Annotated in this window: 21 protein-coding genes; 10 read left to right on the top strand and 11 right to left on the bottom strand. The window is 59.7% G+C overall.

Features of this window, described 5'->3' with window-relative positions:
• Positions 1 to 66: 66 nt before the first annotated feature.
• From NG895_RS14515 to NG895_RS14505, 3 genes are all read left to right on the top strand, one after another.
• A complete protein-coding gene (locus NG895_RS14515; protein WP_252853232.1) occupies positions 67 to 846 on the top strand; it encodes a Yip1 family protein in 780 nt (259 codons plus the stop codon).
• 77 nt (positions 847 to 923) lie between these two features.
• Positions 924 to 1,718, top strand: a complete 795-nt coding sequence (locus NG895_RS14510) for a Yip1 family protein (protein WP_252853231.1) — start codon at positions 924 to 926, stop codon at positions 1,716 to 1,718.
• Positions 1,719 to 1,742: 24 nt separating this feature from the next.
• A complete protein-coding gene (locus NG895_RS14505) occupies positions 1,743 to 2,477 on the top strand; it encodes a Yip1 family protein (protein WP_252853230.1) in 735 nt (244 codons plus the stop codon).
• Between the two features lie 195 nt (positions 2,478 to 2,672).
• On the opposite strand, the gene NG895_RS14500 is transcribed toward NG895_RS14505, so the two are convergent.
• Complete coding sequence (locus NG895_RS14500; protein ID WP_252853229.1) at positions 2,673 to 3,302, bottom strand: hypothetical protein; 630 nt, start codon at positions 3,300 to 3,302, stop codon at positions 2,673 to 2,675.
• Positions 3,303 to 3,472: 170 nt separating this feature from the next.
• On the opposite strand from NG895_RS14500, the gene NG895_RS14495 reads away from it, so the two are divergent.
• A complete protein-coding gene (locus tag NG895_RS14495; RefSeq protein WP_252853228.1) occupies positions 3,473 to 3,685 on the top strand; it encodes a hypothetical protein in 213 nt (70 codons plus the stop codon).
• 191 nt (positions 3,686 to 3,876) lie between these two features.
• On the top strand, positions 3,877 to 5,850 hold the full coding sequence (locus NG895_RS14490) for an ABC transporter ATP-binding protein (protein WP_252853227.1): 1,974 nt from the start codon (positions 3,877 to 3,879) through the stop codon (positions 5,848 to 5,850).
• Positions 5,851 to 5,900: 50 nt separating this feature from the next.
• Here the strand turns inward: NG895_RS14490 and NG895_RS14485 are convergent, their stop codons facing one another.
• From NG895_RS14485 to NG895_RS14460, 6 genes are all read right to left on the bottom strand, one after another.
• Entirely contained in the window at positions 5,901 to 6,488 is a 588-nt protein-coding gene (locus NG895_RS14485; RefSeq protein WP_252853226.1) for a hypothetical protein, read from the bottom strand.
• A 101-nt stretch (positions 6,489 to 6,589) separates the two neighbouring features.
• Positions 6,590 to 9,727, bottom strand: a complete 3,138-nt coding sequence (locus tag NG895_RS14480) for a serine/threonine-protein kinase (RefSeq protein ID WP_252853225.1) — start codon at positions 9,725 to 9,727, stop codon at positions 6,590 to 6,592.
• Between the two features lie 139 nt (positions 9,728 to 9,866).
• The gene (locus NG895_RS14475) at positions 9,867 to 10,421 is read right to left on the bottom strand and encodes an ECF-type sigma factor (protein ID WP_252853224.1); all 555 of its coding nucleotides are present in this window, start codon (positions 10,419 to 10,421) and stop codon (positions 9,867 to 9,869) included.
• Positions 10,422 to 10,482: 61 nt separating this feature from the next.
• On the bottom strand, positions 10,483 to 11,622 hold the full coding sequence (locus NG895_RS14470) for a PEP-CTERM sorting domain-containing protein (RefSeq protein WP_252853223.1): 1,140 nt from the start codon (positions 11,620 to 11,622) through the stop codon (positions 10,483 to 10,485).
• Positions 11,623 to 11,766: 144 nt separating this feature from the next.
• Positions 11,767 to 14,628: a protein kinase domain-containing protein gene (locus NG895_RS14465; protein ID WP_252853222.1), complete on the bottom strand. Its 2,862-nt coding sequence runs from the start codon at positions 14,626 to 14,628 to the stop codon at positions 11,767 to 11,769.
• Between the two features lie 77 nt (positions 14,629 to 14,705).
• Positions 14,706 to 15,284 (bottom strand): ECF-type sigma factor, encoded by a 579-nt coding sequence (locus NG895_RS14460; RefSeq protein ID WP_252853221.1) that lies wholly within the window; start codon positions 15,282 to 15,284, stop codon positions 14,706 to 14,708.
• Positions 15,285 to 15,598: 314 nt separating this feature from the next.
• Between NG895_RS14460 and NG895_RS14455 the strand changes: the two genes are divergently transcribed.
• From NG895_RS14455 to NG895_RS14440, 4 genes are all read left to right on the top strand, one after another.
• The gene (locus NG895_RS14455) at positions 15,599 to 16,072 is read left to right on the top strand and encodes a DUF3592 domain-containing protein (protein ID WP_252853220.1); all 474 of its coding nucleotides are present in this window, start codon (positions 15,599 to 15,601) and stop codon (positions 16,070 to 16,072) included.
• Between the two features lie 702 nt (positions 16,073 to 16,774).
• Entirely contained in the window at positions 16,775 to 17,746 is a 972-nt protein-coding gene (locus NG895_RS14450) for a hypothetical protein (RefSeq protein ID WP_252853219.1), read from the top strand.
• A gap of 386 nt (positions 17,747 to 18,132) precedes the next feature.
• Positions 18,133 to 18,354, top strand: coding sequence for a hypothetical protein (locus tag NG895_RS14445; protein ID WP_252853218.1), 222 nt, complete (start codon positions 18,133 to 18,135; stop codon positions 18,352 to 18,354).
• A 188-nt stretch (positions 18,355 to 18,542) separates the two neighbouring features.
• Positions 18,543 to 19,904, top strand: a complete 1,362-nt coding sequence (locus tag NG895_RS14440) for an AI-2E family transporter (protein ID WP_252853217.1) — start codon at positions 18,543 to 18,545, stop codon at positions 19,902 to 19,904.
• A gap of 85 nt (positions 19,905 to 19,989) precedes the next feature.
• Here NG895_RS14440 and NG895_RS14435 read toward each other — a convergent pair whose 3' ends face one another.
• Positions 19,990 to 20,463: a CBS domain-containing protein gene (locus NG895_RS14435; protein WP_252853216.1), complete on the bottom strand. Its 474-nt coding sequence runs from the start codon at positions 20,461 to 20,463 to the stop codon at positions 19,990 to 19,992.
• Between the two features lie 713 nt (positions 20,464 to 21,176).
• Here NG895_RS14435 and NG895_RS14430 point away from each other — a divergent pair.
• Positions 21,177 to 22,814 carry a DUF7453 family protein gene (locus tag NG895_RS14430; protein ID WP_252853215.1) on the top strand — a complete coding sequence of 546 codons (1,638 nt, stop codon included), beginning with the start codon at positions 21,177 to 21,179 and terminating at the stop codon, positions 22,812 to 22,814.
• Between the two features lie 31 nt (positions 22,815 to 22,845).
• Here NG895_RS14430 and NG895_RS14425 read toward each other — a convergent pair whose 3' ends face one another.
• The 3 genes from NG895_RS14425 to mtnA form a co-directional block, all read right to left on the bottom strand.
• Entirely contained in the window at positions 22,846 to 24,531 is a 1,686-nt protein-coding gene (locus NG895_RS14425; RefSeq protein ID WP_252853214.1) for an alpha-keto acid decarboxylase family protein, read from the bottom strand.
• Between the two features lie 85 nt (positions 24,532 to 24,616).
• Complete coding sequence (locus tag NG895_RS14420) at positions 24,617 to 24,844, bottom strand: PLD nuclease N-terminal domain-containing protein (protein ID WP_252853213.1); 228 nt, start codon at positions 24,842 to 24,844, stop codon at positions 24,617 to 24,619.
• An 89-nt stretch (positions 24,845 to 24,933) separates the two neighbouring features.
• Positions 24,934 to 25,959, bottom strand: a complete 1,026-nt coding sequence (gene mtnA, locus NG895_RS14415) for an S-methyl-5-thioribose-1-phosphate isomerase (RefSeq protein WP_252853212.1) — start codon at positions 25,957 to 25,959, stop codon at positions 24,934 to 24,936.
• Positions 25,960 to 26,008: the final 49 nt, after the last annotated feature.

The raw sequence follows: 26,008 nt of genomic DNA, 5'->3' as shown, positions 1-26,008 counted from the left end.
GGGTGGTTGTACGTTCTGCCAGCGATTAATCTGGGAGTGATTTGATCCACATCCCAGGGGGCTGACGTGGCCAACTACCCCGACGAACACGGCTTTCCCACGCCGCAGGACGATTTTGCCGCGAGCAATCCGTTTGCCTCGCCCACGGCCCAGGAGGCGGATGGTTACGTCACTCCCCCCGGCGAACCGCTGAACCCCTGGATCTCGATGTGGACCAAGCCTCGCGAGACGGTCCGCCAGCAGTTGGAGACGGATCCCCAGCAGTACGTACTGTTGTTGGCGATTCTGGGAGGCGTCGCGGGCGCCTTCGACGACGCCAACTTCATGGAGGGGGAATTGATGGAGCGACTGGCGACGCTGGTGGGCTATATCTTCGGCGGAGCTATTGGTGGTGTCGTCTGGCTGTACCTGTTCGGATGGCTCGTCGGCATGTCCGGGCGTGCCATGGGTGGGGTGGCGAACGCGGCCTCGGTGAGGACAGCCCTGGCTTGGAGCAACATTCCCATGATTTGGATGTTGCCACTAACCTTGGCCATCGCGACGACCATGGCCGTTATGGGTGCCGATGCTTTTATGGACGAATTGCGACGCGTGCAAGATGGTGTGAACGTGTTCGACGTCAGCATGCTGCCAATTTGGTTCTTTGCCCTGGCTGCAGTCTATCTCGTGGTGTGGATCTGGCAGATTGTGATTAGCTGTAAAGCGGTCGGCGAGGCCCATGAGTTCTCCGCTTGGGGCGGCCTGGCCGCACTGGTGCTCGCAACCTTGGCGGTGGTTGCGGCTGTGCTTGTCCTTGTGCTTGTGGTGGTGGGAATACTTGGTGCCTTTGGAGTAGGTTTCTTTTGAGCCTCCCAACAACCAATAGCGACACAAGTAGGCGCCCGTTGCTTCGTATTATCAACCTTTGACCAAAGAGCCCGATGATGGTCGACCCAACCGACGAACACGGCTTTCCCAAGCCACAAGACGATTTTTCCACGAACAATCCGTTCGCCTCGCCGCTGGCGGTAGGGCCGCGCGAGCAGGGGTACGTCAATCGGTCGACCGAGGTGCTGAATCCCTGGTTCTCGATGTGGACCAAGCCACGCGTGACGGTCCGGCAGCAACTTGATACCGATCCCCGGCAGCATGTCTTGCTAGTGGCGGCATTGTGGGGATTCTCTAGCCAACTGGCCAATCAAATGATCGCGCAGAGTGAAGAACTGCCGATTCGAATCGCTACCATGTTCGGCTGGATTTTAGGAGGGGCAGTGATCGGCATGATCTGGATTTTCCTCCTGGGATGGCTCTCGGGAATGGCCGGCAGAATCCTGGGGGGAGTCGCCAATGCGCTGGAGTGCCGCTGCGCCTTGGCGTGGTGCTGTATCCCCGGAATCTGGATGGGCCCATTGTACCTGATGATTGGCCTCTACTATTTGGTCGTCGGTCCTGATGCGGTCCCTGGTGGAATGCCCCGCCAAGGTCAACCGCCAATGAATCCCTGGGCCGCCTTTTCGTTGATGCCACCATGGATGTTCGCCATCATGGTACTTGCCATGATTATTGGTCTTTGGATGCAGGTACTTAGTTGCCATGCGTTGGGGGAAGCTCATCAGTACTCAAGCTGGCGTGGGCTCGGTACGCTGTTGCTCACCGTACTGCTCATGATAGGCGTGATCATGGCGTTTGCCTTCGTTGTCGGCGTGTTGGTGGCCATGTTTGTGATGGCCCTGCGATAACAGGAAAGGCCGCAGATCGCTGACATGTCTGACGACTTCCCCCAGCAGCGCCGAACCACGCCCCGGGACGAATTGGCCGCGAACAATCCATTCGCCTCGCCTGTGGCAACGGACCAAGCCAGCCCTGGCTGCGTTTCCAGAACCGATATTCCCGAAATTCCGCTTACGCCATGGACCTCGATCTGGACCAAGCCACGCCTCACGGTGCGGCAGGTACTGGACACCGACCCCAAGCGTTACGTGCTGCTGATCACCGTCCTGGCTGGTGTCTCCAACGGTTTGGTGAACAGCGTCGAACCTTTGGCCAACACACCGGACCTTGGGGAACTGATGCGCCTGGGGGCTGTGGTGGCGCTGATCGGTGCGGGCGTTTCGCTGGTGGCGTTGTTCATCGTCGGCTGGATTTTCACCGGCCTGGGGCGATTGTCGGGCGGCGTAGGGCGGAGTTTCGAGCTGCGCACGGCCATCGCCTACGCGAATGTCATCTCCGTGTGGTGCCTGCCGCTGAACGTGTGCGGGGTGCTGGTTTACTGGTACGTCGAACACAACCCGGGCGAACTGGCCATGCTGGGCATGTTGCTCGCCATCGGATTGATCATGGTAGTTTGCGGGATATGGCAGCTGGTGGTGCTTAGTGCCACGGTGGCCGAAGCCCATCAGTTTGCGGGTCGACAGGGCGCGGCCACGGTGCTGCTACCCGTGTTGCTGATAGCTGCGGCGGTGCTGTTGCCGTTATCGATATTGATGTGGTCGCCGTAGTGCCGCAGGGAGTGCGGCCGGGGGCAGGGACCCAATAAAAAAAGGCCGCACCAGCGAGATCCTTCTCGCCGTGGTGCGGCCTTAAGCGTGATTCCGTTCACGCGATGGGCGGCTTTTACTGGACGGTCAGGATCGACGCAACCTCAGTTGCAATGGTCGTGACTCGCAGCGAGCCCATCTATGTTCAACCCTCGATTAATAGGGGCCGATCGACGGCGGATTGTCGAGGAAAAAGTCGCGCGGACCGCGGGTCGTGTAGTACGGATAGGCGGTCTGGGCAGCGGGCGGACCCGGATTGAAGTTGTAGATCGCGTCGGTGCCACCCATGATGGGGCCACCGATCATCGTCTTTACATGCTGGCAGCAGGGGCACTGGCCCTGTCCGCCGCACACGCAACCAGCAGCCAGGATGGCTCGAATCTTGCGGCAGCAGGCACCACAACGTCCTTGGCCACCACACATGCAAGCACCCATACCGCCCTGGCAACCGCCACCGTAGCAGCCACCTTGGTAGCCACCGCAAGCATCGCCGCAGCCAGCACCGTGACAATCGAGGGCACAGCTAACCATGCCGTCGACGACACCGTCGCCGCAGCCACACATGCCTTCGCCACATCCCCCCTCAAAACCGGGGCAGTTGCACTCCATGTCCGACAGGCCCATGCTAGGCTGGTCGTAGGCCGCCCGCTGAATGGCAGGCCGCGGAGCAGATTGATTCATCGCTTGTTGCGATGGAATGGGTCCCCTGGCATTGAGACCACTAACGGCTGAGCAGCCAACGCTGCTAGCGGCGCACAGCAGCACCGCAGCTAAAATGCGAGTCATCGAGTTTTCCCCCCTTGAAGCGAAAAGAGCGCGTACTGCAAGTGGATCGCGCGCCCATGTTTTCCGTACCACTGGTATCGGCGGTACAATTGGTAGAATCCAACAAATCGCCCTCGGCCCCTGACGGAAGTCGAGGGTTGGCTCGAAACACGCACTCCCTTTGACTTCCCATGGACCAACAACCCCCTCGATTTCGCGGACCCCGCTTTGGCATCGGACTGCTGGTGTTGCTCATGACTCTGCTGGCCGTGGCCGCCGCAGCCTTGGGGGGTTTGCGTCGCGGTGGCGACCAACGGGCCTTCTTTGTCATCTTCACCCTCATCGCGCCGGGGTTCGTGCTGATTGTGGTGAGTCTGTGGCAAAAGTTCCTGCGTCCCCGGTAGCGACCGGATGCTAGCACGCATGGCGTGGTGCCAGCGTGCAACGCAGGCGGGGCATTGCGGTTTCCCCCTGCAAGTGCGAGCTCCAGGGGAGAATTCCGGCCGGTCGATATTGGATGCGGCGTGTAGGTCTGCTACAAGCTACCCACGCGTTGCTTGCATCTCCGCTTCCCGCCACTCCCCGCCTCCCCCTCATGTCCCATTTTCGCCGTGTACTGAAAATCGCGATGGCGCATCGCGTCAACGTGATCGCCTGCATGCTCACTTCGCTGGTAGTGGCCGTGCTCTGGGCGAGTAGCCTGTCTGCGGTGTTCGCCGTGGTCGACGTGATCATGGAAGACATGTCGCTGCCCGAGTGGGTGGACAAACAAGTGGTCGAAGCCCGCGAGGAAGTGGCCCAGGCCAAGGTCAAGCTCGAACAGCTTGGGGCCGACCCCGAAGCCAATCGCGTCGAGATTCAAGGCACCCAGTTTCACTTGAAGCTCAATGCCAATCGGGCCAAGACGTTCGAGCAGGTCTCGCCCATCGCCCATCGCTGGCTGCCCGACACGGCGTACCAAACGCTCATCGTCGTGGCCGCCGCCGTGATGCTCAGCACCGTGGTGAAGAGTATCTTTCGCGTGATCAATCAGGTACTCATCTCGCGACTCGGTAATCGCGTGGGCTTGGCGCTCCGCAAGCAGTTCTACGACCATCTGTTGCAACTCGATATGTCGGCCTACAGCCATCAGGGGCGGGGCGACTTGATGAATCGGTGCACCACCGACCTCAACTACATGAGCGTCGGTATCCAGACTCTGTTCGGCATGGCGGTCCGCGAACCGCTCAAGATGCTGGCTTGCTTCGCGTTTGCTGCCTACATCAGTTGGCGGCTGCTGCTGTTGACGATGATCGTGGTGCCGTTGGCCGGTTATCTGATCTCGCTCCTCGCCAAGTCGCTCAAGCGGGCCAACCGCCGGGCGATGGAAGAGCTTTCGAGCATTTACGAAACGCTTACCGAGACGCTTACCGGCATGAAGCTGATCAAAGCGTTCACCATGGAGAACGCCGAACGCGAGAAGTTCGACAGCTCGGCCAAAGTGTATTATCGCCGTCAGATGCGCATCGCCACGTACAACTCGCTGGTCAGCCCGCTGACCGAGACGCTCGGCATCGCCATGGTGCTGATGGCCGCCCTGGCGGGTGGCTACCTGGTGCTGGGCGGGCATACCGACTTGTTCGGCATCCCGATTAGCGATCGCCCGCTGACGCACGGCGCGATGAGCATGTTCTTTGCCATGCTGGTGGGCATGAGCGACCCCGCGCGGCGGCTGAGCAATGTGTTCAACGACCTGCAGCAGGCGGCCGCGGCCAGCGACCGCGTGTACCAGGTGCTCGACACCGCACCGGCGATCAAAGATCCCCCCCAGCCCAAGCCGCTGCCCAAGCTCACCAAATCGCTGTGCTTCGAACACATCCACTTCGGCTACCACGAAGACCGGCCCGTGCTGGTGGACGTCGACCTGGAAGTCGAGGCGGGCGAGACCATCGCCATTGTCGGCACCAACGGTTGTGGCAAGTCGACATTGTTGTCGCTGGTGCCGCGGTTCTACGATCCCGCCGCGGGGCGCGTTACCATCGATGGCGTGAACGTGGCCGACGTGCGGCTCCGCGATCTTCGTTCGCGGATCGGTATGGTCTCGCAGGAGACACTGCTGTTCAACGCGTCGATTGCCGAGAACATCGCCTACGGCGCCGGCAACGTGCCGCAGCACGAAATCGAAGCTGCCGCCCGCAAGGCACACGCCCATCAGTTTATCACCGAGAAGCTGACCGACGGCTACAACACCATCGTCGGCCCCGGCGGCAACCGTCTGAGCGGCGGCCAGCGGCAGCGCATCGCCCTGGCGCGAGCCATCCTGCGTGATCCAGAGATCCTGATCCTGGACGAAGCGACCAGCCAGATCGATATGGAGAGCGAACAGCTCATCCACCAGGTGCTGGCCGACTTCACGCGCAACCGCACCACGCTGATCATCACGCACCGCATGAGCACCATTTCGCTGGCCGATCGCGTGGTGGTGATGGACAAAGGACAAATCCTCGACGCCGGCAGCCACGAGCTGCTGCTATCGCGGTGCGATGTTTACCGTCGGTTGTTCCACCTGCAGTACCGCGAAAGCGCGTAGCTTAGAGCGAATTGCATTCAGCGACCTGTTGAATTTGTGTCGACCGCTGGTCACCTTCTGTTCCGTCGGTAAAAACCGTACGTGCAGAAGGGGGTGATGACGGCGATCAGCAGTAGTGCCGATGGTTCCGGAACGGTTTGTGTCGATAGATTGATCCGCAGAATGGTTCCTGGATCGTACAACGGACCATGGCTGACATCGATGATCAGTTTATTGCCAGCGATCGAGATGTTGCTTGGCGACACATCAAGTGTGGTGACTGGGTCGAGCTCAGCCGACAGGATCTCAATTGGGGGAGAAGCTTCAAAGCTAAGTTCAAGGAAATTTTTGTATCCTGGGCCAACCCTTGCCCTTCCAGCAAAAACCGACTCAAAGTAGTCATCCCCAACGTCAATGGATGCTTCGACGAAGCCATCAACCAGGCAATTTAGACAGGGAAATTCAATCTCTTCGGTCACCACAGCGGTCAGCGGCTCGTCCAAACGCCATATCTCGCCTTCCGGTGTCTCTTGATAGTAGGGATCAAGGATGGCGGTTGTCCCGATTAGGCCCGCCATTGCTGGTACACTGCCGATAAGGCAGGTGCAACAGAATACGGTGGAGATCACTCGGCCTTGCAGCGAAGTTGATGCTTTCATGCGACTCGTCCTTTCAATCAGGGTGGATAGGGTCGAAACTTCTATTGGCGGGTATGCAGCTTGCCGAGTTGGATTCAAAGGCCATCGTTGGCCGTTGTCTCTTATTGGCTCAGCGTCCTCGCCTCTGATCGCCAGATATCGGCTTCCTCCGCATCGTTCAACGCATCGCAGCAAACGGCGATGTTTCCGAGAGTACGTCCGCGAACTCCGCGGACCAGTTGAGAATCGGGAAGCGACTCAAGGGCAGCAACCAGTTGCTGCTTGGCCATCGGATACTCTTTGCGCTCGAGCAGAAACTCTCCATATCTCAAGCGGGCTAAGGTCGTTTGAATGTGGTGGGGACCGAGTTCCTCCGTGTTGACGCGAATGGTGATGACTTCATCCAAAAAGGCTTTGGCTTCATCAGCCCGTCCTGCCTCGACCAGAAAATCGGCGAGTGTCGTTTCCAGCTCGCAGCGTGACGTCGGTATGCATGTGTATTCGGCTCGTATCGTAGGCTGAGGCTCTTTCGCTTTCGCCAAACCCACCCGGAGTTCTTCGATTGCACGCTCCAGGTGACCTCGCCGGCGATGGATGTTTGCCCGGAGGAGGTTAAAGCAGGGTTCGTCCGTCTCTCGATGGTATCGCTGGATGTTGGCGTAGGCTTCGTTCACCAGAAGCTCGGCTTTGTCGAGCAACTCTGGCTCATTTCCACACGAGGCAAGCATCCCCCGGGCATGTACCCGATAGGCAAGCGGAAAAACCGCCCCTAAATCGACAAAAGCACTGGTCAGAGGCATTACTTGCCTGTACCTCTCACTCGCATCAGTCGGTCGATCCAGGATCTCGTAGGTCTCGGCAAGCTGCACGGCCGCGTGGCCAAAGTCTGCATGTCTATCCCCCGTTTCCCGCCGGGCGGCTTCCACGGCCGCGCGGAGTTGTCGCTCGGCTTCTTCGTAGTCTCCCACCTGAAAGTAAAGCCAGCCAAGCTGACTTTGGCATTGCACTTGCGACTCTGCAACCTCGTGCCGCGCTGCCAAACGATGGATTTGTTCAAGCAGTAAGTAGGCTTGATCGACGTGGCTATCGGCGAACTCGAGTTCTGCGAGCCGGTAGCCAATGCGGTGTCCCCACGCCTCGTCCTGCAAATTGGGGCGCGAGTAAAGTTTCCATGCTTCGTGGTACTCCTGTTTCGCTTCCGGCAGTTTTCCCATCTTGCGAAAGCATCCACCTCGTGCTGCCAGGACGTTGGCCTTGATATGCGGCTTGTTTACGTTGCCCCGCTGATAGTTGTCGAGTGCTCGATCGAAGGTAGACATGGCTTCATCGAGGCGGTCGTCATTGTACTTCTGCAGTAGGAATCCCAAGTCGATCAGTGGAATGATGGAGCCTTCGCCGGCGATTTCCACGCACTTTCGCTGGGCTGCTTCCGCTTCGTCGAAGTGTTGAGGGTGATTAGCCAGCGCTGCTGCCAGGGCAAACCAGGGTTTCGGTTCGTCGATGCCCAGCTCGTTGTAGATTTCGATAGCCTTCCTGGCATGCCTGGCCGTTCGTTCGACATCTGCGGGCAGCATGGATTGATTCCATCCGATCTCGTCGGCGATAGATGCGTGGATTCCTGCTACCACTTCACTTGGTTCAACGTACAGGTTTTGCGCCAATTCGAGCGCACGATAAAGATGATTGCGCGCTTTATCGAATTCGCCAGCAGAGGTGTAGGTTTCCGCGAAGACTTGGCGAACCTCGATTTCGACACTCGGGTAGTCCTTGAATCGATCCGCGTCGACCTCTCGGGAAACCTGTTCGATGGATTCGTAAACCGTGTGACCCAGTCCGCGCGATTTCAAGCCGAAGTCTCGCGGGTAGATGTCGTAGAACAGATCGATAAGAGCCTGTTGTTTTTGTTGCTCCTCGGTAACTTGCGCGAGTCCCTGTTCTGCGATTCTTTCCGACTCCTGGGCACGCTCACGTTGATCGATGGCATGCAGCATTCCCGCCGTGGCGACCAGCAGGCCAGCAACGAGAGCCACCAGTATCGAGCAGGCAGATACCATCAGCGCTCGATTGCGGCGGGCAAACTTCCGAATTCGATAACGTAGGGTTGGCGGACACGCCGCCACCTGATCGCCCACTTGGTAGCGTTTCAGATCGTCCGCCAGTGCGCTGGGCGACTCGTATCGCCTGGCCCGGTTCTTCTCGAGAGCCTTCATCACGATCCAATCCAACTCGCCTTTCAGCGATGCGCCGAGGTGGCGGGCGTCGGCGTGTCGATTGTTGGCCACGGTCGACAGATCTTGCGCCGCCAGGGTGCTGACGCGTGCACTGGGGCGGGGAGGGTCGTCTTCGCGAATGATGCGCCGCATTTCGTCGAATCCGGCTTGCTTCAGTTGTTCGTGGTCGAAGGGTGTGCAGCCGGTAAGCATTTCGTACAGCATGACGCCCAGTGAATAGACATCGCTACGCGTGTCGATATCCACAATACCCAACTCAGCTTGTTCAGGACTCATGTACAGCGGTGTGCCCACCATCTGGAAGAACCGCGTGTAGACGGTAGCGTCGGTGAGCGACTGGCCGATCGCCTTGGCAACACCAAAGTCGATCACCATGGGCACCGCACGGCCGTCGATCCGTGGGACGAGTACATTGGATGGTTTCAGGTCTCGATGGATCACTCCCTTCTGGTGGGCATGCTGCACCGCGCGGCAGACCTGCTCGAAGAGCTCCAGTCGCTCGTTGCTGCCGAGTTTGTATTGGTCGCAGTATTCGGTGATCGGTGGTCCTTGGACCAGTTCCATGACAAAATACGGATGGCCCATGTCGGTGGTGCCACCGTCGAAGACCCGAGCGATATTGGGGTGGTCCATGATGGCGAGCGCTTGTCGTTCGGCTTCGAACCGGGCAATCACATCCTGGCTGGCCATGCCAGGCTTGATGATTTTCAGCGCCACTTTGCGTCGAACAGGCTGGGTCTGCTCGGCGACGTACACGACACCCATGCCCCCTTCGCCGATCTGCTCGAGCAGCTTGTAAGAGCCGATCTGAACGCCAAGGAGATCTGGCGCGGCGTTGGTCGGGGTGGCGACAGACCTTTCTTCGAAGTCGCCCAGGCTGCGATGCGCTTCCAGCAATCGAGCCACACGACCTCGAAGCTCCGGATCGCCTGCGCACCTCTGGTCGATATACTCATCCCAACGGTCTTTCGGTACGGACTCGAGAGCTTCGAGGAAGATGGTTCTTTCGCTGGTAGTGTCTGCGCTCATGGCTCCCCTCATGAGACCGGTGGAAGAGGTCTCTGTAAGGATAAGCGCATTCGGGTCGGCATTTTCTCACAGAGGGAGAATTTTCTGGCGAAACGTCCGTGTTCTAACTGACGCCGCCCGCCACCAGCGGGGGGAGCGATCAGGATGTCAAGAAGTCATGGAGAGAAGCGCGCGCGTAAACCCAATGTCGATGGGCTGTTGCGGTACTGGTGTTAAGTGCCTCGGCCACTTCTTGCAAGGATAAGCCGGCGAACAGGCGCAGTTCCGCAACCCGGGCGGATTCCGGGGCTCGGGCCGACAGCTGTTCAAGTGCTTCGTCAATCGCCAGGATTGTGTCGGGGCGGGCACTGCTCATCAATTCCACGTCGTCCAAGTCGACCTTGTGTCGGTCGCCGCCCCGCTTGGTCGCCGCTTTTTTGCGAGCCCACTCGATGAGAATGCGCCGCATGGCGATGGCGGCCACGGCAAGAAAGTGCTGGCGACCATTCCAACTGCGCACTTTGTCCGAATCGACCATGCGCAGATAGGCCTCATGCACCAGGGCTGTGGCCTCAAGTGTATGACCGGGCTTTTCGTGCGCGATCTTAGCGGCTGCCAATTCCCGCAACTCTTGATACACCAGCGGCAGCAACTGCTCCGCCGCAGAAGGATCGCCCGACTCGATCTGCGACAAGATATGGGTCACATCAGCCATGAGGGCGATTATAGCCCGAGGCGGGGCCCGCTGACGACCTATTTGCGTCGCCGGCAGGCAGTCACCGGAATCGCTGCCGGCAGGCGAACGCGGCAAGAGCCAGTGCTCCCAGAGCTAGCGAACTTGGCTCCGGGACGAGCTCGACCCGCCAAGCTTCGACATAACCGTCTGGATTGATGCCGTTGCCGATAATCACACGGCCGTTGTCGGAGATGGCGGTTGCTACTTGCAGGTCCCACCCTGCGAGTACGTCGGCCAGGCCGTATTCGTCTCGCAGTAGCGACTCCAGATTTCGCATCCCGTGAGTTTCGTCCCAGATGAAGGGGTCGAAGAAGGTCGAGCTTCCAGCTCTGCCTACAATGATACTACCATTGAAATTGGCATCCTCAGCAATGCTAAAGGTGCCACCGCTGAGCCCCCCCAGGCCGACCATGCCGTCCTCTTCGGTCCAACGAAAGGCTTGTGTCCCGATGGAGCTCCCGCTCCTTCCCACAATGACCTGTCCATTTGCAGACACTCCCATTGCTTCACTTTGCATTTCTCCCCCAGATAAAAAACCTAATCCATTGACTTCGTCTTCAACAGTCCAGCGAAATGCCTCGAGGATGGTCGTGGGAAGTTCTGCTTGTCCCACTACGACGCTTCCATCCGCAGAGACGGCCGAAGCAAAGCCGAACTCCACTTCGGTCAGGTCGTCGTTCGACCATTGATAACCGACAAGGGCTAACAGGGAGTTGCGATATTGGCCAACGACCACGTTACCATCGGCAGACATGTCTCGAACGTTTCGATGGGCAGGGCGGTCATTCGCATCAACGGGAAACGGATTGAACCAGGTTATGCCCCCCCTTCGGTTCCAGCGAAAGACTTGCGGATAGAGGATCGAAGGGTGATCGAAGGTTCCGACGACCGTGTTGCCGTCGTTCGATACGGCAAAGCCGCGGCTATTGTCGCCACCCAGCGGGGCGCCGAGGCCCAGCATTCCGGTCTCCGCGCTCCAGAGGAAGGCTTCATTGGTATACATGCCTGCCATCACGCTGCGGCCCGTAACGAAGCGCCCATCGGCGGATAGGTTTTGTGCTTCGCTTACGAAGCTGCCGCCTGGCAAGTCGCCGAGGCCTACGAAAGTGTGGGCCGTTGCCGATGGCATTTTGCCGGCGTGGCAAAGCAAGACCGCAGCCGAGAGAATTGCCATTCTCATCAGATTCACCTTTCATGTGGCCCGCGGTACAATGAAAGAGCCAAAGCCCTGACGCGCGCAGGCCGTGCGCGGGGCATCCGGCGCCGGCTGGTGAGGTGCGGCCCAAGCTACAGGCTCACCGGCCGGAGTTTCTGGAAGAGTCGCTTACGGTTCTTCATCATTCGAGGTGCCCTCGGTGGCCGCCTCGACATTAAGTAGCTGAGATGCTTGGGAGCGGAGTTGCGATAACTCCACCTGGTCGAAGTCCTGGTCCTTCATCCAGTTCGTCACGTCGGCATACGACTGCAGGGCGGCTTGGTGCTTTCCTGCGTGCCACAGCGACATCGACCGGTAGAGCTCGGTTTCCACCTTTTCTTTGGGCTCGTCCGTCAACCAAGTAAGGCCTCCGAGAAGCTCGCCAGCGGTTGCCCACTCGTCGTTTTCAAAACTGTAAATGGCGAGTTGCAAGTAGGCTTCATACGCCTGGTGTCGCAGCGTGGTTTGCGAGGCAACCTCGGTCGATCCAATCGGCGTGAGGGGACTTCCAATCGCGCGGAGGAATTGCGGGCTGTTCTTGGCCGCGCGCAGGGGTGGAATGGCGGCTTCGTAGTTGTCTCCGTCCAAATGGCAGAGACCGAGATCGTACATTAGTTGCACCGTGTAGTGGTCGTCGGCGCCGACTGCATTCTTGGTGAGTTCCAGTGCTTTCTTCAGTTGAGCGATGGCGTCCGCGCGCCTGTTGTTTTCGACATACAAGTGGGCCAGGCGTCGTACCGGCGGGACGACATGGCGATGCCCCGGGCCAAAGAGCTTGCGACGCCGCTCGATTACCTCCAGCAGGATGGATTCCGCCTTTTCCGTCTGCCCTAGCGCGATATGGCACTTGGCGATGTCATACAGCGTATCGGCATAGCCGGCCCGCTCCTGGCCGCCTGGCCCCCGCAGCTGAAGAACGTCGTTAAATACCTTTAGAGCATCGTCAGACCTGTCCAGTCGGAGCAGGACAATTCCAATGTTCTTTTGAGTCGCCCTGGTTTCAGGGGAGTTCTCGCCAAAATACCCTTGGCGGTCACGCAACACCTGCTGGTACATATCCAGCGCGCGTTCATTGTCGCCGGAATAGGCGTACTGTCTGGCCAGGGTACTCCGGCATGCCCAGGTTGCCGGGTGCGAAGGACGATGCACGCGGATCGACATTGCGAGCACCTCTTCGGCTAGGGCCAGGCCATCATCTCCTGGAGGTAGGCTGGTGAGCAGGATACCGCTTTGTACGGTCTCGTCGGCGTCTCCTAGTAGCTGCCGACGTATCTCCCACGCGCTCTCGAGCATCGACCGTGCCAGTTCAGTCTGCCCGCGGTGGGCATAGACGGTTCCCAAGACCGTTTGAATGACACTCTTCGTGAGCGGCTCGTCGGCGAAGCGATCGTCGATTCCCGCTTCGAGATCGGTAAGCACGTCGTCGATGGTCGGCGCTCTGCCTCGCTTTGCAATGGAGAACGATCCCAGCATCTCAACTAAGTAATCGACAGCTGCTTGCGACGTTTTTGCGGAGGCTTCCGCAGCCGCCCGTTGGGTCTCTGCAACTGCCCGTTGTCTCTCCGCCATCGCTCGCTGGTCGTCCGCAATTTGCTCCGCTTGCATGGCGCGATCGCGTTCCTGCTTCGCCTTCTTTGCTTCGGCGTCGGCTCGCTTGGCTTCCTCGCGCGCCAGGTGTTCGGCTGCCCTGGCTCGCTCGGCCTCGTGACCGCGCTCGATTGCTTGCCAACTAGTACCAACAATTCCCAAGATCAACGAAGCGGCGATGGCCATCGTGGTGGCGAGGACCGCCTTGTTGCGTCGCGCGAATTTGCGGAAGCGATAGCTGGCCGAAGGGGGGCAGGCTTCCACCGGCTCGTTGTGCAGGTAGTGCTGAGCATCTTCGGCAAACTTGCTAGCGGTGTCGTAGCGGCGCGAGCGATCCTTCTCGAGCGCCTTCATCACGATCCAGTCGAGCTCGCCATGCATCAGCTCGGTCAACTTCCGAGGCTCCAGTTGGCGATTGGCTGCGATGGTTGGCAGGGAGTGGCTTGCGCTCACTCGGTCACTTGGCCTTGGTGGTTCCTCCTCCCGGATGATCCGCAACAGGTCGTCGAATGCTGCGCTGCGGAGCCGCTCGCGGTCGAAGGGCGTCTCGCCGATCAGCAATTCGTAAAGCAGCACTCCGAGCGAGTAAATGTCGGTACGCGTGTCGACGTCCCACTGATTGAGCCGAGCCTGTTCGGGACTCATGTACTCGATCGTCCCCAGCACCTGCCCAAACTCGGTAAACAGGGTCTTCTCTGTCAGCCGATGGTCGATTGCTTTCGCGACGCCAAAGTCGATGATTTTGGGTATTGGCTGGTCATCGTAGTGAGCCACCAGCACATTCGATGGTTTGATGTCGCGGTGGATGATTCCCTTTTGATGGGCGTGCTGGATGGCCTGGCAGACCGGAACGAATAACTCGAGTCGTTCGCGGGGCGTCAGGTGGTGCAGGTCGCAGTATTCCGTGATCGGCATTCCTTTGACCAACTCCATTACAAAATAGGGCCGGCCGGTGTCCGTCACACCAGCGTCCAATACGCGGGCGATGTTAGGGTGGTCCATCATCGCCAGCGCTTGCCGCTCCGCTTCAAAGCGGGCGATCACCTGTCGGGTGTCCATGCCCGGTTTGATGATCTTGAGCGCAACGCGTCGCTCGATCGGCTCGGTCTGCTCGGCCATGTAGACGGCGCCCATGCCCCCTTCGCCGATCTGCTGCAGCAACTTGTAAGGCCCAATGGTGTCGCCGGGCCGTTCCGAAATCGGCAGCTGTGCGGTTGCCGGGCTGTAGCTGCCTCCGAGAAAGTCGCCAGCCGAGTCGAGTGCGTCCAGCAGTCGGTCTACCTCGGCACGGAGCGACTCATCCCCGGCACACGCCTCATCCAGGTATCGCTTGCGCTGATCACGATCCGGGATCTCCCGCGCGTTGCCAAAGATGTCCTTCACGGAGTCAGTTGAACTGGCCATCGCAATACCCCAGGATTTCTACCCAAGAGACAGTGCGTTTTCGGTGCGACCTCACTGCCAATAAAACGGGGAAATTCTCATTCTTCGGCTCCGCTTGATTCCGCCTGCTTGAGTCGTGAGAGCAGCCAGGCGCGGGCGTAAGCCCAGTCTCGGTACGCAGTTCGAGCGGAAATGCTCAGCTGTTCGGCGGCCTGCTCGATGGAGAGCCCGGCAAAACAATGCAACTTCACCAGTTCGGCAGTTTGGGCGTCCGACGCCGCCAGTTCCGTGAGACACTCGTCGAGTTGCAGCAGTTGGTCGGGCGGGGCGTCCACGCCCACCTGCAGGTTTTCCCAGGCGACGCGATGTAGGTCGCCTCCATGTTTCTCCCGCTTCTTGCGCCGCGCGCGATCGACCAGGATGCGGCGCATCGCTTCGGCGGCCGCTCCAAAAAAGTGTCCGCGGCTGTTCCAATGTTGTGCTTTTTCCGCATCGACCAGGCGCAGATAGGCCTCATGCACCAGGGCAGTGGCCTGCAGGGTATGGCCGGGCTTTTCGTGCGCGATCTTAGCGGCTGCCAATTCCCGCAACTCTTGATACACCAGCGGCAGCAACTGCTCCGCCGCAGAAGGATCGCCCGACTCGATCTGCGACAAGATATGAGTGACGTCTGGCATGGAGTGAGATTATAGCGTGCCGAGAAGACACGTGCTCGCCAGGACCATGATCTGCTGGATGCACGGGGGTACTGAACGGCCGGTACCCGTTGGTGTGCCACGCACCACTGCCCGTGTGTCGAAGTGCCATGGTAGGATGCCTGCAGCCTCCGCGCATACGAGTTCGGCACTTTGCGGATCGGTGGCAAAAATCTGCCCTGTGATCTGATCTTAGCGGAGTGCAGACCGAACGCAGTTAGCCTACACTGGCAGAGGTGAGTGGCACCCACGGATACCGTGTCACGCATCCGGTACTCGTTGTGAAGGCAAGGGTCATGAAGCCCCCGAAAATGATGATGCTTCTGCAGCTAATACTGATTGGAGCATTCGGAAGTTTGCTACTGGGGCAGTTTGTTTACGGTCTCTGCCTAAATGCAATTGCTGCTGATTGGATTGAAGTACCTGGCGAGATCGTTGGCGTGACGGAGGCGCCGCGATACGCAACCGTGAAATACGTGTATGAGTTTAAAGGCACAAAGTATAGGGGGGATACCCTGGCCTATGCGAAAAGAGGATCAGTCAATGAACGTGAGCACATCCTGAACACGTACAAGAAAGGCATGGATGTATCAGTACATGTCTGTCCTGCCAGTCCGAGGCGAGCAGTGCTGGAGGTCCGTGAATCGTCAATATCCTTCTTTCAGCAAACATTGACTAGCATTGCCACACTTTGGGGTTTCTTCCTCGTGGTGCTCATTGGCTACCTTCGCTCACCCCCTGCAGGGGGTAAGGCCGAAGAACCCACCTGAGCAAGGAGTGGCACTCATAAAGACGTGCCAGGCCGTCACCTTCGCTCGACCAGCCATGATGGATGGATGCCTCCTTGGACTCCTTCGGGATGACGCGTCGATGCACGATGGCGCGGGTAACGCTACCGCCCACTCGGCCGTAGTACGAGGAGGTAGTGCCATCGAATGGAGCTGCGGATTGGTGGCCGCCCGGCCTGCTTGTCCAAAAATCGTCGTTGATTTCGCGTGGCGGTTTGTTCCAATGGCATGGTGGCCAGGCGTGCACTTCCATCGTGCGCGCGGGGGCGTCCCGTGCCAGGTTGTGTGGAAGGCCGGAGCGAGGGGAGCAGTCCGTAACTCCACCGGGGGATGGGGAGTTTTGTCCCCGTCGCGTGTAACCCCGGGGACAAAACTCGCTCGGACCGACGCCTAGGTGAGGCTGCAACCTGTTGCGGACACTCGACTTGCGAGATTCTGCTTTACCGCAGTCGGCCGAGTTTTGGGACCGCGCATTGGTTTGGCCCAGTTGGGGGACAAAACGCCCAATACTCAGGGTGCGAGACGCACAAGATTTTGCGTGGAAACCACTAATGCATGCGATCTGAATTTCAGACGGCGGGGTTCAGATTTCCGCAGTTCGCCCCCGTTTGCCCAACCGTTACGGTGGGGGCTAAAATGGTGCCTTTATCCGAAAGCCGAACGGAACATCGTAGGAGTAATGAAATGCTACACCGCAGTTGCACCACTCTGCTGGTAGCCCTGTCGTTTGTCATGGTTGCAGACGCCAATGGGCAGCTTTTTGGTCGTCGTCGCGTCGTCGATCGCGCGAGTGAACGGGACCTGAAGGCCATGGAAGAATACTACGACGATCTGGAAGATTACTACGAAGATCGAAATCCGCGCCTCGCTCGCGAAGCCGAGCGGATGGAGAAGTACTACGAAGACCTGCGCAAGGGTCGCAACGTGCAATTGCCCGCTGTATCGATTCCGGGGGTACGGTTGCGAGTTCAGGAACGGGTCGGCCGCGTGTTTTCAGGCGAGCGTTCGGTGCTGGTGCCGAGCGAACCCCAAGTGCAGCGTGCTGCTGCTCAACCTTCGAACGGGCGTTGGCAATCGTGGGGCAATTCGACCCCGCCGGCCGAGTCGTCGAACACTCCGCCCGCCGAGCCAACTCCGGCCGGAGCACAGGAGCCCACGCTGGCTCCGCCTCAAGAAACTTCCCTGCTGAATTCGCCGCAACCGACCGAAGCGTATCGCGTGCCGGCCGAGGAGGCGAGCACCAGTGGAGACCTGCGTTTCCCGCCAGCCAGTTCGGCGGCCGATCCCTACACTCGGTTGAACACCGCCCACGGCGCGTTGGTGCGTGACCTGAACGAGATGGCCGAGAAGAATCCTCAAGTCGCCCGGCAGTGGCTCGACTATCTCGACCTGCCGCGTAGCCGTCGCGAGGACGTGGCCTCTGCCGAGTTTTACACCACCACCTCGGGCCGGGAAGAGTTGACCACGACGCTCGAGCGCTTCGACAGCGTGGCGGGCGATCCCCAGTTCGTGGCGATCTCGCGGCTGCCATCGTTTGGTCGCACCCGGATTGCGATGCGTGGCTTGATCAACTGGTTGGAGCAGCAACCGACGCTGGCTAATCCAGGTACGGAGCCGGACGTGGTCGAAGAACTGCCCGCCCCGCCCGCCAAATAGCGGTGGCGCTGCGGCGCCTAGTCGTATCCAAGTTTCAAAGGCCCGGCGACTCGCATCGCCGGGCCTTTGTTGCGTTGATAGGGGGAAAACTGCGCGGTGTAAAGCTCTGCGGGCTGGGTAGGCTGCACGTGCGCGCGAAGCTGTGCCTGCGGCGGGGACGTCGCCGATTTGCGCGAGCGAAGCGCGCAGGGATGGCAGAAATTTGCTCGCAACGGGGCGGGTTTCGTTTGCCACGGGTCCGTTAGCGTGTAGTGTTTCAATGCCGCTGGCGACGGCACCCCGAACCGACACGGCACCTACGACTTCCGCCGCCGCTGGGGCCTGGTGATAAGTGAATATTGCCAGCCTTCCCATTCCCCTCCCACCCCACCACACGGAACTGAACAATGAACAGATTGCTTTTGGTTTGTGCCGCCATGTTCATCGTGGCGAGTACCACCGGCTGCGGATGCCTTGGCATCCTCCGGCCACGCACCCAAACGGTGGCCATGCCCGCCGTGCAATGCGCGCCGGCCTGCCAGCCATGCTGCCCGACTTACAACAACAGTTGCGACTCCTGCGGCGGCTATAGCGGCGAGATTTACAGCGAGCCGACTATCGCCCAGTAACGAGTGAATGAAGAGAAGATTTCTGACTCAGCGGCGGCCCTTCGTGCGGCTGTAGGTGTGGTGCCCTACGGCCTGCGGGCCTCGCAGCGACGGACGCCAACCGGTCTATCCCCCTCCCAGGACCGGTTGGCGTTCTTTTTTATGCGCGGATGCCAAGATCGAGCAGGGTTGATTAGAATAGCCCCATCATGGACATCACACAGCTGCAGCGCGATTCGCAAATTCGTACCACGGCCTTGGTCATCCTCACGTTCATCGCGGTGGCCGTGGCCCTCTATTTCTTGCGACCGGTGCTGATGCCGTTCGTGCTGGCACTGTTCATCGCTAGCGGTATTTCGCCGGTTTTGAACATGGTGCAGAAGCGGCTCGGCTCCACGCGGCCGTTCGCCATTTTCTTGACGTTTGCTGTTTCGCTGGGGCTGACGATCGTCATTTGCGTGGTGATTGCGCAGTCCATCAATCAGCTTCGGGACGCTCAACGGCCCTTTCGCGAAGGGTTTACGCTAATGCTCGTGCGGATCGAGTCGCTTGCCGATCCCTTCCTGCCTGAGCCCAGTGAGAGGGAGGACTCCACCCCCAAGCCGGACGAAGCCGCTGGCCCGGCCGGTCAGGCACCAGCAGAGAACGCTACCAATAAAACAGCGCCGGAAGTCGAACCTCCGGCGGATACCTTGGGTGATCGTGCGACCGGTACAGTGGCTCCGCCACCCACTAGCGAGCAAGAGTTCGATCAGGATGCCGCCGCGCTCGAACAGCAGCAGGCGACACCAACGTCTAGCTCGGCGGGCATGCCGGCGAGCGATGAATCCAACGAGAAGAACCATCGACTGATTCCCTTCATCGTCTCGCGAATGAACAGCGTGATTCTGGTGGGCGTGAACGAGCTGTTGGCCGTGCTTTCCAGCGGTCTGTTGGTGATGATCTTCCTGTTCTTCATGCTACTGGGCGGTAGCCAGGTGCAACTGCCGGAGAACAACATCTGGCGCGACGTCGATGCCCACGTCCGCAAATACATCGTCGCCAAGACTGGCATCTCGTTGGTCACAGGGTTTGTGTTCGGGGCCGTGCTGTGGATGTTCGGCGTACCGCTGGCCTTTGTGCTGGGCATGCTGGCGTTCCTGCTGAACTTCATTCCCAATCTGGGGCCGATCATCGCCAGCATACTGCCGGTGCCACTGGTGTGGGTGCTGGTCGAAGCCACTTGGGCCGGTGAAGAGGGAGCCCACATGGGCCTGGTGAAAGCCATCGTTGTCATCACCCTGGCAGCGGTGGTGCAGTTTCTTAGCGGCAACGTGTTCGAGCCGAAGATCATGGGCAATCAGTTTCACCTGCACCCCATCGCAATCCTGCTGTCGCTGATGTTTTGGTACATGATCTGGGGCATGGTCGGCGCGTTTCTGGCGGTGCCCATCACGTCGGCCTCGAAGATCATCTTCGCCGAGCTCGATAGTACCCGCCTGGCGGCCGATTTGCTCGAGGGCAATCTCTCCATCCTTGCCAAACGCAATCAATCCACCGACGCGCCGCCGCCTGGCCCAGTCCAGGCATAGAGAACTCGGCCCAGGCCTACAAAAAAAGCCCGGCCGTCCAACTTGGCAGACGACCGGGCTTGTGTTGCTATATTGCTGGCGTCGCTTACGCTAGCGGAGCCGAGTTGCGCTCGTGAATGGCGCTCAAATACAGGAGCGACGACTCGTGCTTTTCGACGTAACTCTCATCGATGAGTTTCATGCCGGCCGCCATCACATCGCGACGGCTAATCTGGCCGAGCAGTGTACCGTCCTCATCCACGACCGCCAGCCGGCGGAAGTTGGTGAGCAGGAACACCTGCGCAATCGACAGCAGATCGGTGTCGGGGCGAATGGTTCGCGCCTGGGTGTCCATGAAGGCGCCCACGTGATTGGTGGGCAGCGAGTCGTACGCGGCGTCCAGGATGACCTGCATCGCACACTTCTCGCTAAACACTCCCAGGTACTTGCCGTCGGCATCCACTACCGGTGCCCCCGAAATCCGATTCTTGAGCAAGAGCCGGACTGCGTCGAGCACGTCGACGTGCGGGCTGAGGGTTACGAGCCGGGTAACCATGATGTCTTCGGCAACCATCGTCATACTTGTACCTCCTGGAAAAAGGAAAGGCGGCTACTTTGTTCTACGAAGCTCGTGGTACGAAGGTTCGTAGGTTGTTGTGCAACCGTGTGGGCCAGCGGGATGATTCCGTTGCAACCAACTACGCAGGGATGAGTGGGGCAGACGAAGCGGTGCGTGGGGATGAGAATTTAAGAGATCAGGTCTTGCCTCGCTGGCCAACGAAAGTATACCGATGGCCCTGGTGGTCACCAAAAGAATTCCGGCCAAAAAGCCCCGGATTCATTGTGAACTTTTTCACAGAGTCGCAGCGCAAGTTCCCAGAACGGGGGGAGTTTACGGGCTTTGCAGGGCCGCCATCGAGATTGTGAAATTGTTCACGAAGTGATGCGGGTTTCGGCGGCTTGCCACTACCAACGCGGGATCGATCGGCTGTGCCGAAATTGCCGACTCCGCTGGCACGCATGACAGCAGAGACCGTCTTGCGGGGAGGTATTGAATGGAGACATCGAAGTCAGTGTTCCTGCCGTTTGCATGGTGGATCGAGTCCCGCGCATGAAGCGCTAGTGGGAGCCAATGCTCTTCGTATTCCCATTCACTTGCATCGCGAAGTGAATAGTGCGTGCCGCGATCACCGATCTCGTGTCCGCGGCCTGGATGTTTGACATTACCTGCGGTGGCTCCCTATAGTCTACGTCTGCGATCCATCATGCTGCATCCAATGAATAGGCGATCTCGTGAGCACGACACCTTTGGCACGTTGTTTTGTCGCGGTACTTTTGCATGCGACACTGGTAGCGGCTGCCCTGCCATCATGGGCGGCCCCGCCAGTACAGAGCTTGATCGAACAAGGCGACTTTACCGTGCTGCACCATCGGGGTCAGCAGGCGGTGGGACTGCCGGTGGGCGAGACCTATTTTTCGCCGGCGCGTGTCGTGGTGACCAATAGCCGAGGCGACTTTGCTTTCAACGTCGGAAGCAGCGCTGGCGATGGCGTTTGGACAAACACCACGACGGGCCAGACGCGATTGGTGGCTATCGAAGGGGCTTTGCCAAACGACCCCAACATGCGAATCGATCCCAGATACGAGCAGTTGTTCGTCACCGATGGCGGGGCAACCTACTTCAAGGCCGATGTCGAACATCAGGGAACAGAGGGGCAAGGTGTCTTCCGCGAAACGTTCGCTGGCGGACTCGAAACAGTGATCACCTCCGGAAGTGACTACCAAGGGTTGCCGGCTGGATCTCGCATCGACGAGATCTATCTGCTCAATGCCAGTCGAGGTGGTCCGTTCCTGGTGAACGCCTGGGTCCGGGACGATGCGACGGACAACTTTCTCTACGATGTTGTCTTGCAGGGGGAGGTGGGGGAGCCGCTGACCGAGATCAGCCGCTCCGGCGACACGCCGGCGGGCTTGGCCACGGGCGAGTCGCTTACGCGAGCGAACGCTTACTACTCGGCGCAGGTAAACGCCAATGGGAATGCGCTCATCCCGGTCGATATCACCGGGCCTGCGGTCAACGACTCGAACGATTTCGCACTGGTCAAGCACACCGACGAAGGATCGAAAGTTGTTCTCCGTCAGGGGCAGCGGTTTAGTCGTTCGACACTTACCAACATCCTTGAATTTCAATTGACGGACCAAGACGATCTGTTTTTCAACGCATCGCTCAACGGCAGCAGCGACTATTCGCTGTACAAGCTATCCGAATCCGACGTTCTCACTCCCGTGTTGAACTCGGCAACTCTCATCCAAGGTCTGCCGGCTGGCGTCACGGCCCAAGGGGGGAGCTTTCAGGTCAACAATATGGGCGACGCGTTGGTCGCTACGCGGCTGCAAGGCGCCGGCGTAAATGACGACAACAACGATGCTTTGGTGAAGATCGACTCATCGGGCGCGCAGTTGGTGGTTCGCGAAGGGCAGTTAGCGGACGGATTTGCCGCGGCCAACTACGGCACGTTCCCCATCGGATTCACCTTTTCCAACATGGATATCACTGACCAAGGCGACATCTTCTTTTCAGCAATCCTTGAAGACGGCGGCTTGGGAGAGGTCAATGCCAACAACAACATGGCTTTCTGGCACCTGTCCCCCTCGGGCGTGCAAACCATGTTGTTGCGAGACTTCGACCCACTGCCGTTTCCTGGCATTGCCGACTACGTGGGTAACCCCAGGGTGAAGATTCCCGACCTCAATTCGCAGGCCAGTGGATACTCCAATGGTGGTTTCGCCGCCTTCGAGACGTTCTGGGGCTCGCAACTGGTACCTGCCCGCAACATTCCCGAACCACCAGGGCTGACAGTCATGGTGCTGGGGACGCTGGTGCTCGGCGGCACGCTATGTCGTCGACAGCGGTGGGCGGCGGTGAGCTGACTGGTCGGACAGTAGAAACTCTGGAGCGGGCTTACTCACCCACCACTGCTTCCTGCAGCTTCTCTCCCAAGCGGTCCAGTGCTCGGCTTGAATCGGTAGCGCCCAAGTGAACATGCAGAATGCTCGGGCCCGAAAGATCTTCCCACGCGTCGTTGAGCGCCTTGTCAAACTCGCCTTCGGTGTGGATTTCGTAGCCGGTGCCCCCGCCCAGCACCTTGGGCAATTCGTGATACTTCCAGGAATGGATGTCGTTGAACTTGTACTCGCCGGGGTGCAGCAGACGCTCGGTGCCGTAGCCCCTGTTGTTCAGAATGATGACAATCGCCGGCACCTTGCGGGCCACCAGGTTGGAGAGCTCCATGCCGGTCATCTGGAACGCGCCATCGCCCACGATGGCCACCACGCGCGATTTTGGCGCCGCGGTCGAAGCTCCCAGGGTGGCGGGTACCGCGAAGCCCATCGACGTGTAGTAGGCGGGGCTGATGAACTCGGTGCGACCACGGGTGGTCAGCTCGGTCGACGAGAATAGCGAGTCGCCGATGTCGGCAATCACGATCGTGTCGTCGACCAGCTGTTCGTCCAAGCGGTCAATCATCCGCGTGATGGTGATCTTCTGCTCCGGCGCGAGCGTGAATGGCTCCTTGTTCCAATCGGTCGGCGCCGGAGGCAGGGACTGCTTGGGTGTTGGCTTGCGAGCCACCAGTCCGGCGAGAAAATCTTCGAGCCGGACGTCGTGATAATGATGGTGGCGAATCCGCAGCTCTTCGCTCGTGGCGTAGATGCAGTCGCTCATGTCGAGCTCGGCGGTGTAGATGCCGAGGTTGATGTCGGTCATAAAGGTACCCAGCATCACGACGCAGTCGCTCTCCTCGACATAGCGGGTGACATCGGGCTCGCCCAGCGCGCCTTCGTATAGCCCCATGTACTGGGGATGCGTCTCGCCGACGACGCCTTTGCCCAGCATCGTGGCGGCCATCGGAATACCCGCAGCTTCGGCCAGCTTTAGCACCTGATCTTGCAGCCCAAAGCGATGGATCTCCACGCCCAACAGCAGCACCGGTTGGCGAGCGTTTTCAATTCGCCGGGCGGCTTCTTCCACCGCTTCGGCGAGTGCCCGTTGATCGCTGGCGGGCGTGGGGTTCTCGTAGGGCGGGGCAGTCGCGGGGCGGACATGCACCATGTCGCGGGGAATCTCCAGGTAAACCGGCCGGCTGTACCGCTTGCACGCCGCCAGCACCCGATCGATCTCGCGAAACGCCGAGTTGGGATCGTTCAGTTCCGTGCCGGCGATGCACAGCTTCTCGAATACGTCGTATTGCGTGTGGAAGTTGCGCACCATGTGGTGCAGCAGCGGATTGTGCACCCGCTCGCGAAGTCCAGGCGAGCCGGTGATCATCACCACGGGCGACTTCTCGGCGTACGCACCGGCGATGGAGTTGCAGACGCTCAGGCCGCCAACGCAGTAGGTGACGCATAGGGCGCCCATTCCTTTTACCCGGGCGTAGGCGTCCGCGGCGAAGCCGGCGCAGTCCTCGCGGGTGCAACCGATGGCATTGATCGGACTCTCTTCGAGCAGCGCATAGAACGACAGCACGTAGTCGCCCGGGATGCCAAACACATCGCCGATGCCGTAATCCTGCAGACGTTTGATCAGGTACTCTCCAATGGAGGGAGAGGAATCACCCGAGTGATGGTGCGAGGGGACGGTCATCGGCATGGCGGCGATCCTTCAAGGTTGCGCGGTACAAATTTACGGCTGGCGGGCCCCCCGACCAGCCAGCCGAATTGTAACGCGCGGATCGCTATTCGCCATACCGATCGATCCGCTCGTTTCTGCGTATCAGAAAGTAAAGTAGCGCCCCCGGCAGGTTGCCAAAGAAGATCACCAACCCCCAAATGATCTTGTCGGTGCCTTCGGACGGTTCCTTCGTCAGGCACTCCACCAACATCCAGAGCCAGAACACCTGGGTGGCAAAGCCCAGGACGACAAATACAGCAACACAGCCAAAACCACCAGCGATTTCGAACACCAGTCCCTCCCCTTGAGAATTGTTAGTACCCCCGGTTGTCTACGTATTCGACGGCCGTGCGGAGATATTGGAGGACTCCTCGCCTTTTCTCAGCCGATCAGCGCCGCGACCGTTTGCTGATTGACTGGCGAAATGACCCCGCGTTCGGTGATGATGCCGGCGATCAGCTCGGAGGGGGTCACGTCGAATGCCGGGTTGTAGACTTCGGCCCCCTCGGGCGCGACGGCCACGCCGCCCGGTTGAGTGATTTCCTCAGCCGCACGCTGTTCGATGGGAATTCCATCGCCCGAGGAGAGCGAAAGGTCGAACGTCGTGCTGGGCGCGGCGACGTAAAATGGCAGTCCGTGCGCCCGGCAGTGCAGGGCGACGCCGTAGGTGCCAATCTTGTTGGCCGCGTCGCCGTTGGCCGCGATGCGGTCGGCGCCCACGATGGCGGCCGCCACGCGGCCTTCGCGCATCACCTGGGCCGACATCGAGTCGCAAATCAGCGTGGCGTTCACGCCGCGTTGCATGAGTTCCCACATCGTGAGCCGGCCACCTTGCAGTAACGGGCGGGTTTCGTCGGCGTAGACTTTGGGGGCGAAGCCTCGGCGGTGCAACTCGAACAACACGGCCAGCGCCGTCCCGTCGCCGCCGGTGGCCAGCGCGCCGGTGTTGCAGTGGGTGAGGATGCCGCTGCCCTTGGCAAGTGTTTGCTCGAACAAGTCCGCCCCGTAACGTCCCATGGCCGCGCATTGCTCGGCGTCTTCGGCGTGAATCGCGCGAGCTTCGGCCAGCAGGCGCTCGGCACGTTCGGAGTCGCGGGCCTCGTCGGCCACGCGCCGCATGCGATCGAGTGCCCAGAACAGATTTACGGCTGTCGGGCGACTGGTGGCCAGGTGGTCGCACGCCTGCTTGATGCTCTCATGCGAGTCGCTCGCGGCCAGCACGACGCCGTAGGCGGCGGCGATGCCGATGGCCGGTGCACCGCGGACTGATAGTTTCTTAATCGCCCACCACACGTCGTCCACCGTCTCGCAGTCGAGCACCACGGTCTCGGTGGGCAGTTTTGTCTGATCCAACAGCCGCAAGTGGCCATCGGTTTCGCCGGTCCATTCAATCGTGGGGGTGGTCATAGGATTGATTGATGCTGTGAACCAACGACCTCCGTCGTTGGCGGTGATT

It is taken from the genome of Aeoliella straminimaris (genome assembly GCF_024054565.1).
In the GTDB taxonomy this organism is placed as follows: Bacteria; Planctomycetota; Planctomycetia; order Pirellulales; family Lacipirellulaceae; genus Aeoliella; species Aeoliella straminimaris.
The sequence above is the reverse complement of the archived record's forward strand: the minus strand, read 5'-3'. Positions and strand labels throughout refer to the sequence as shown.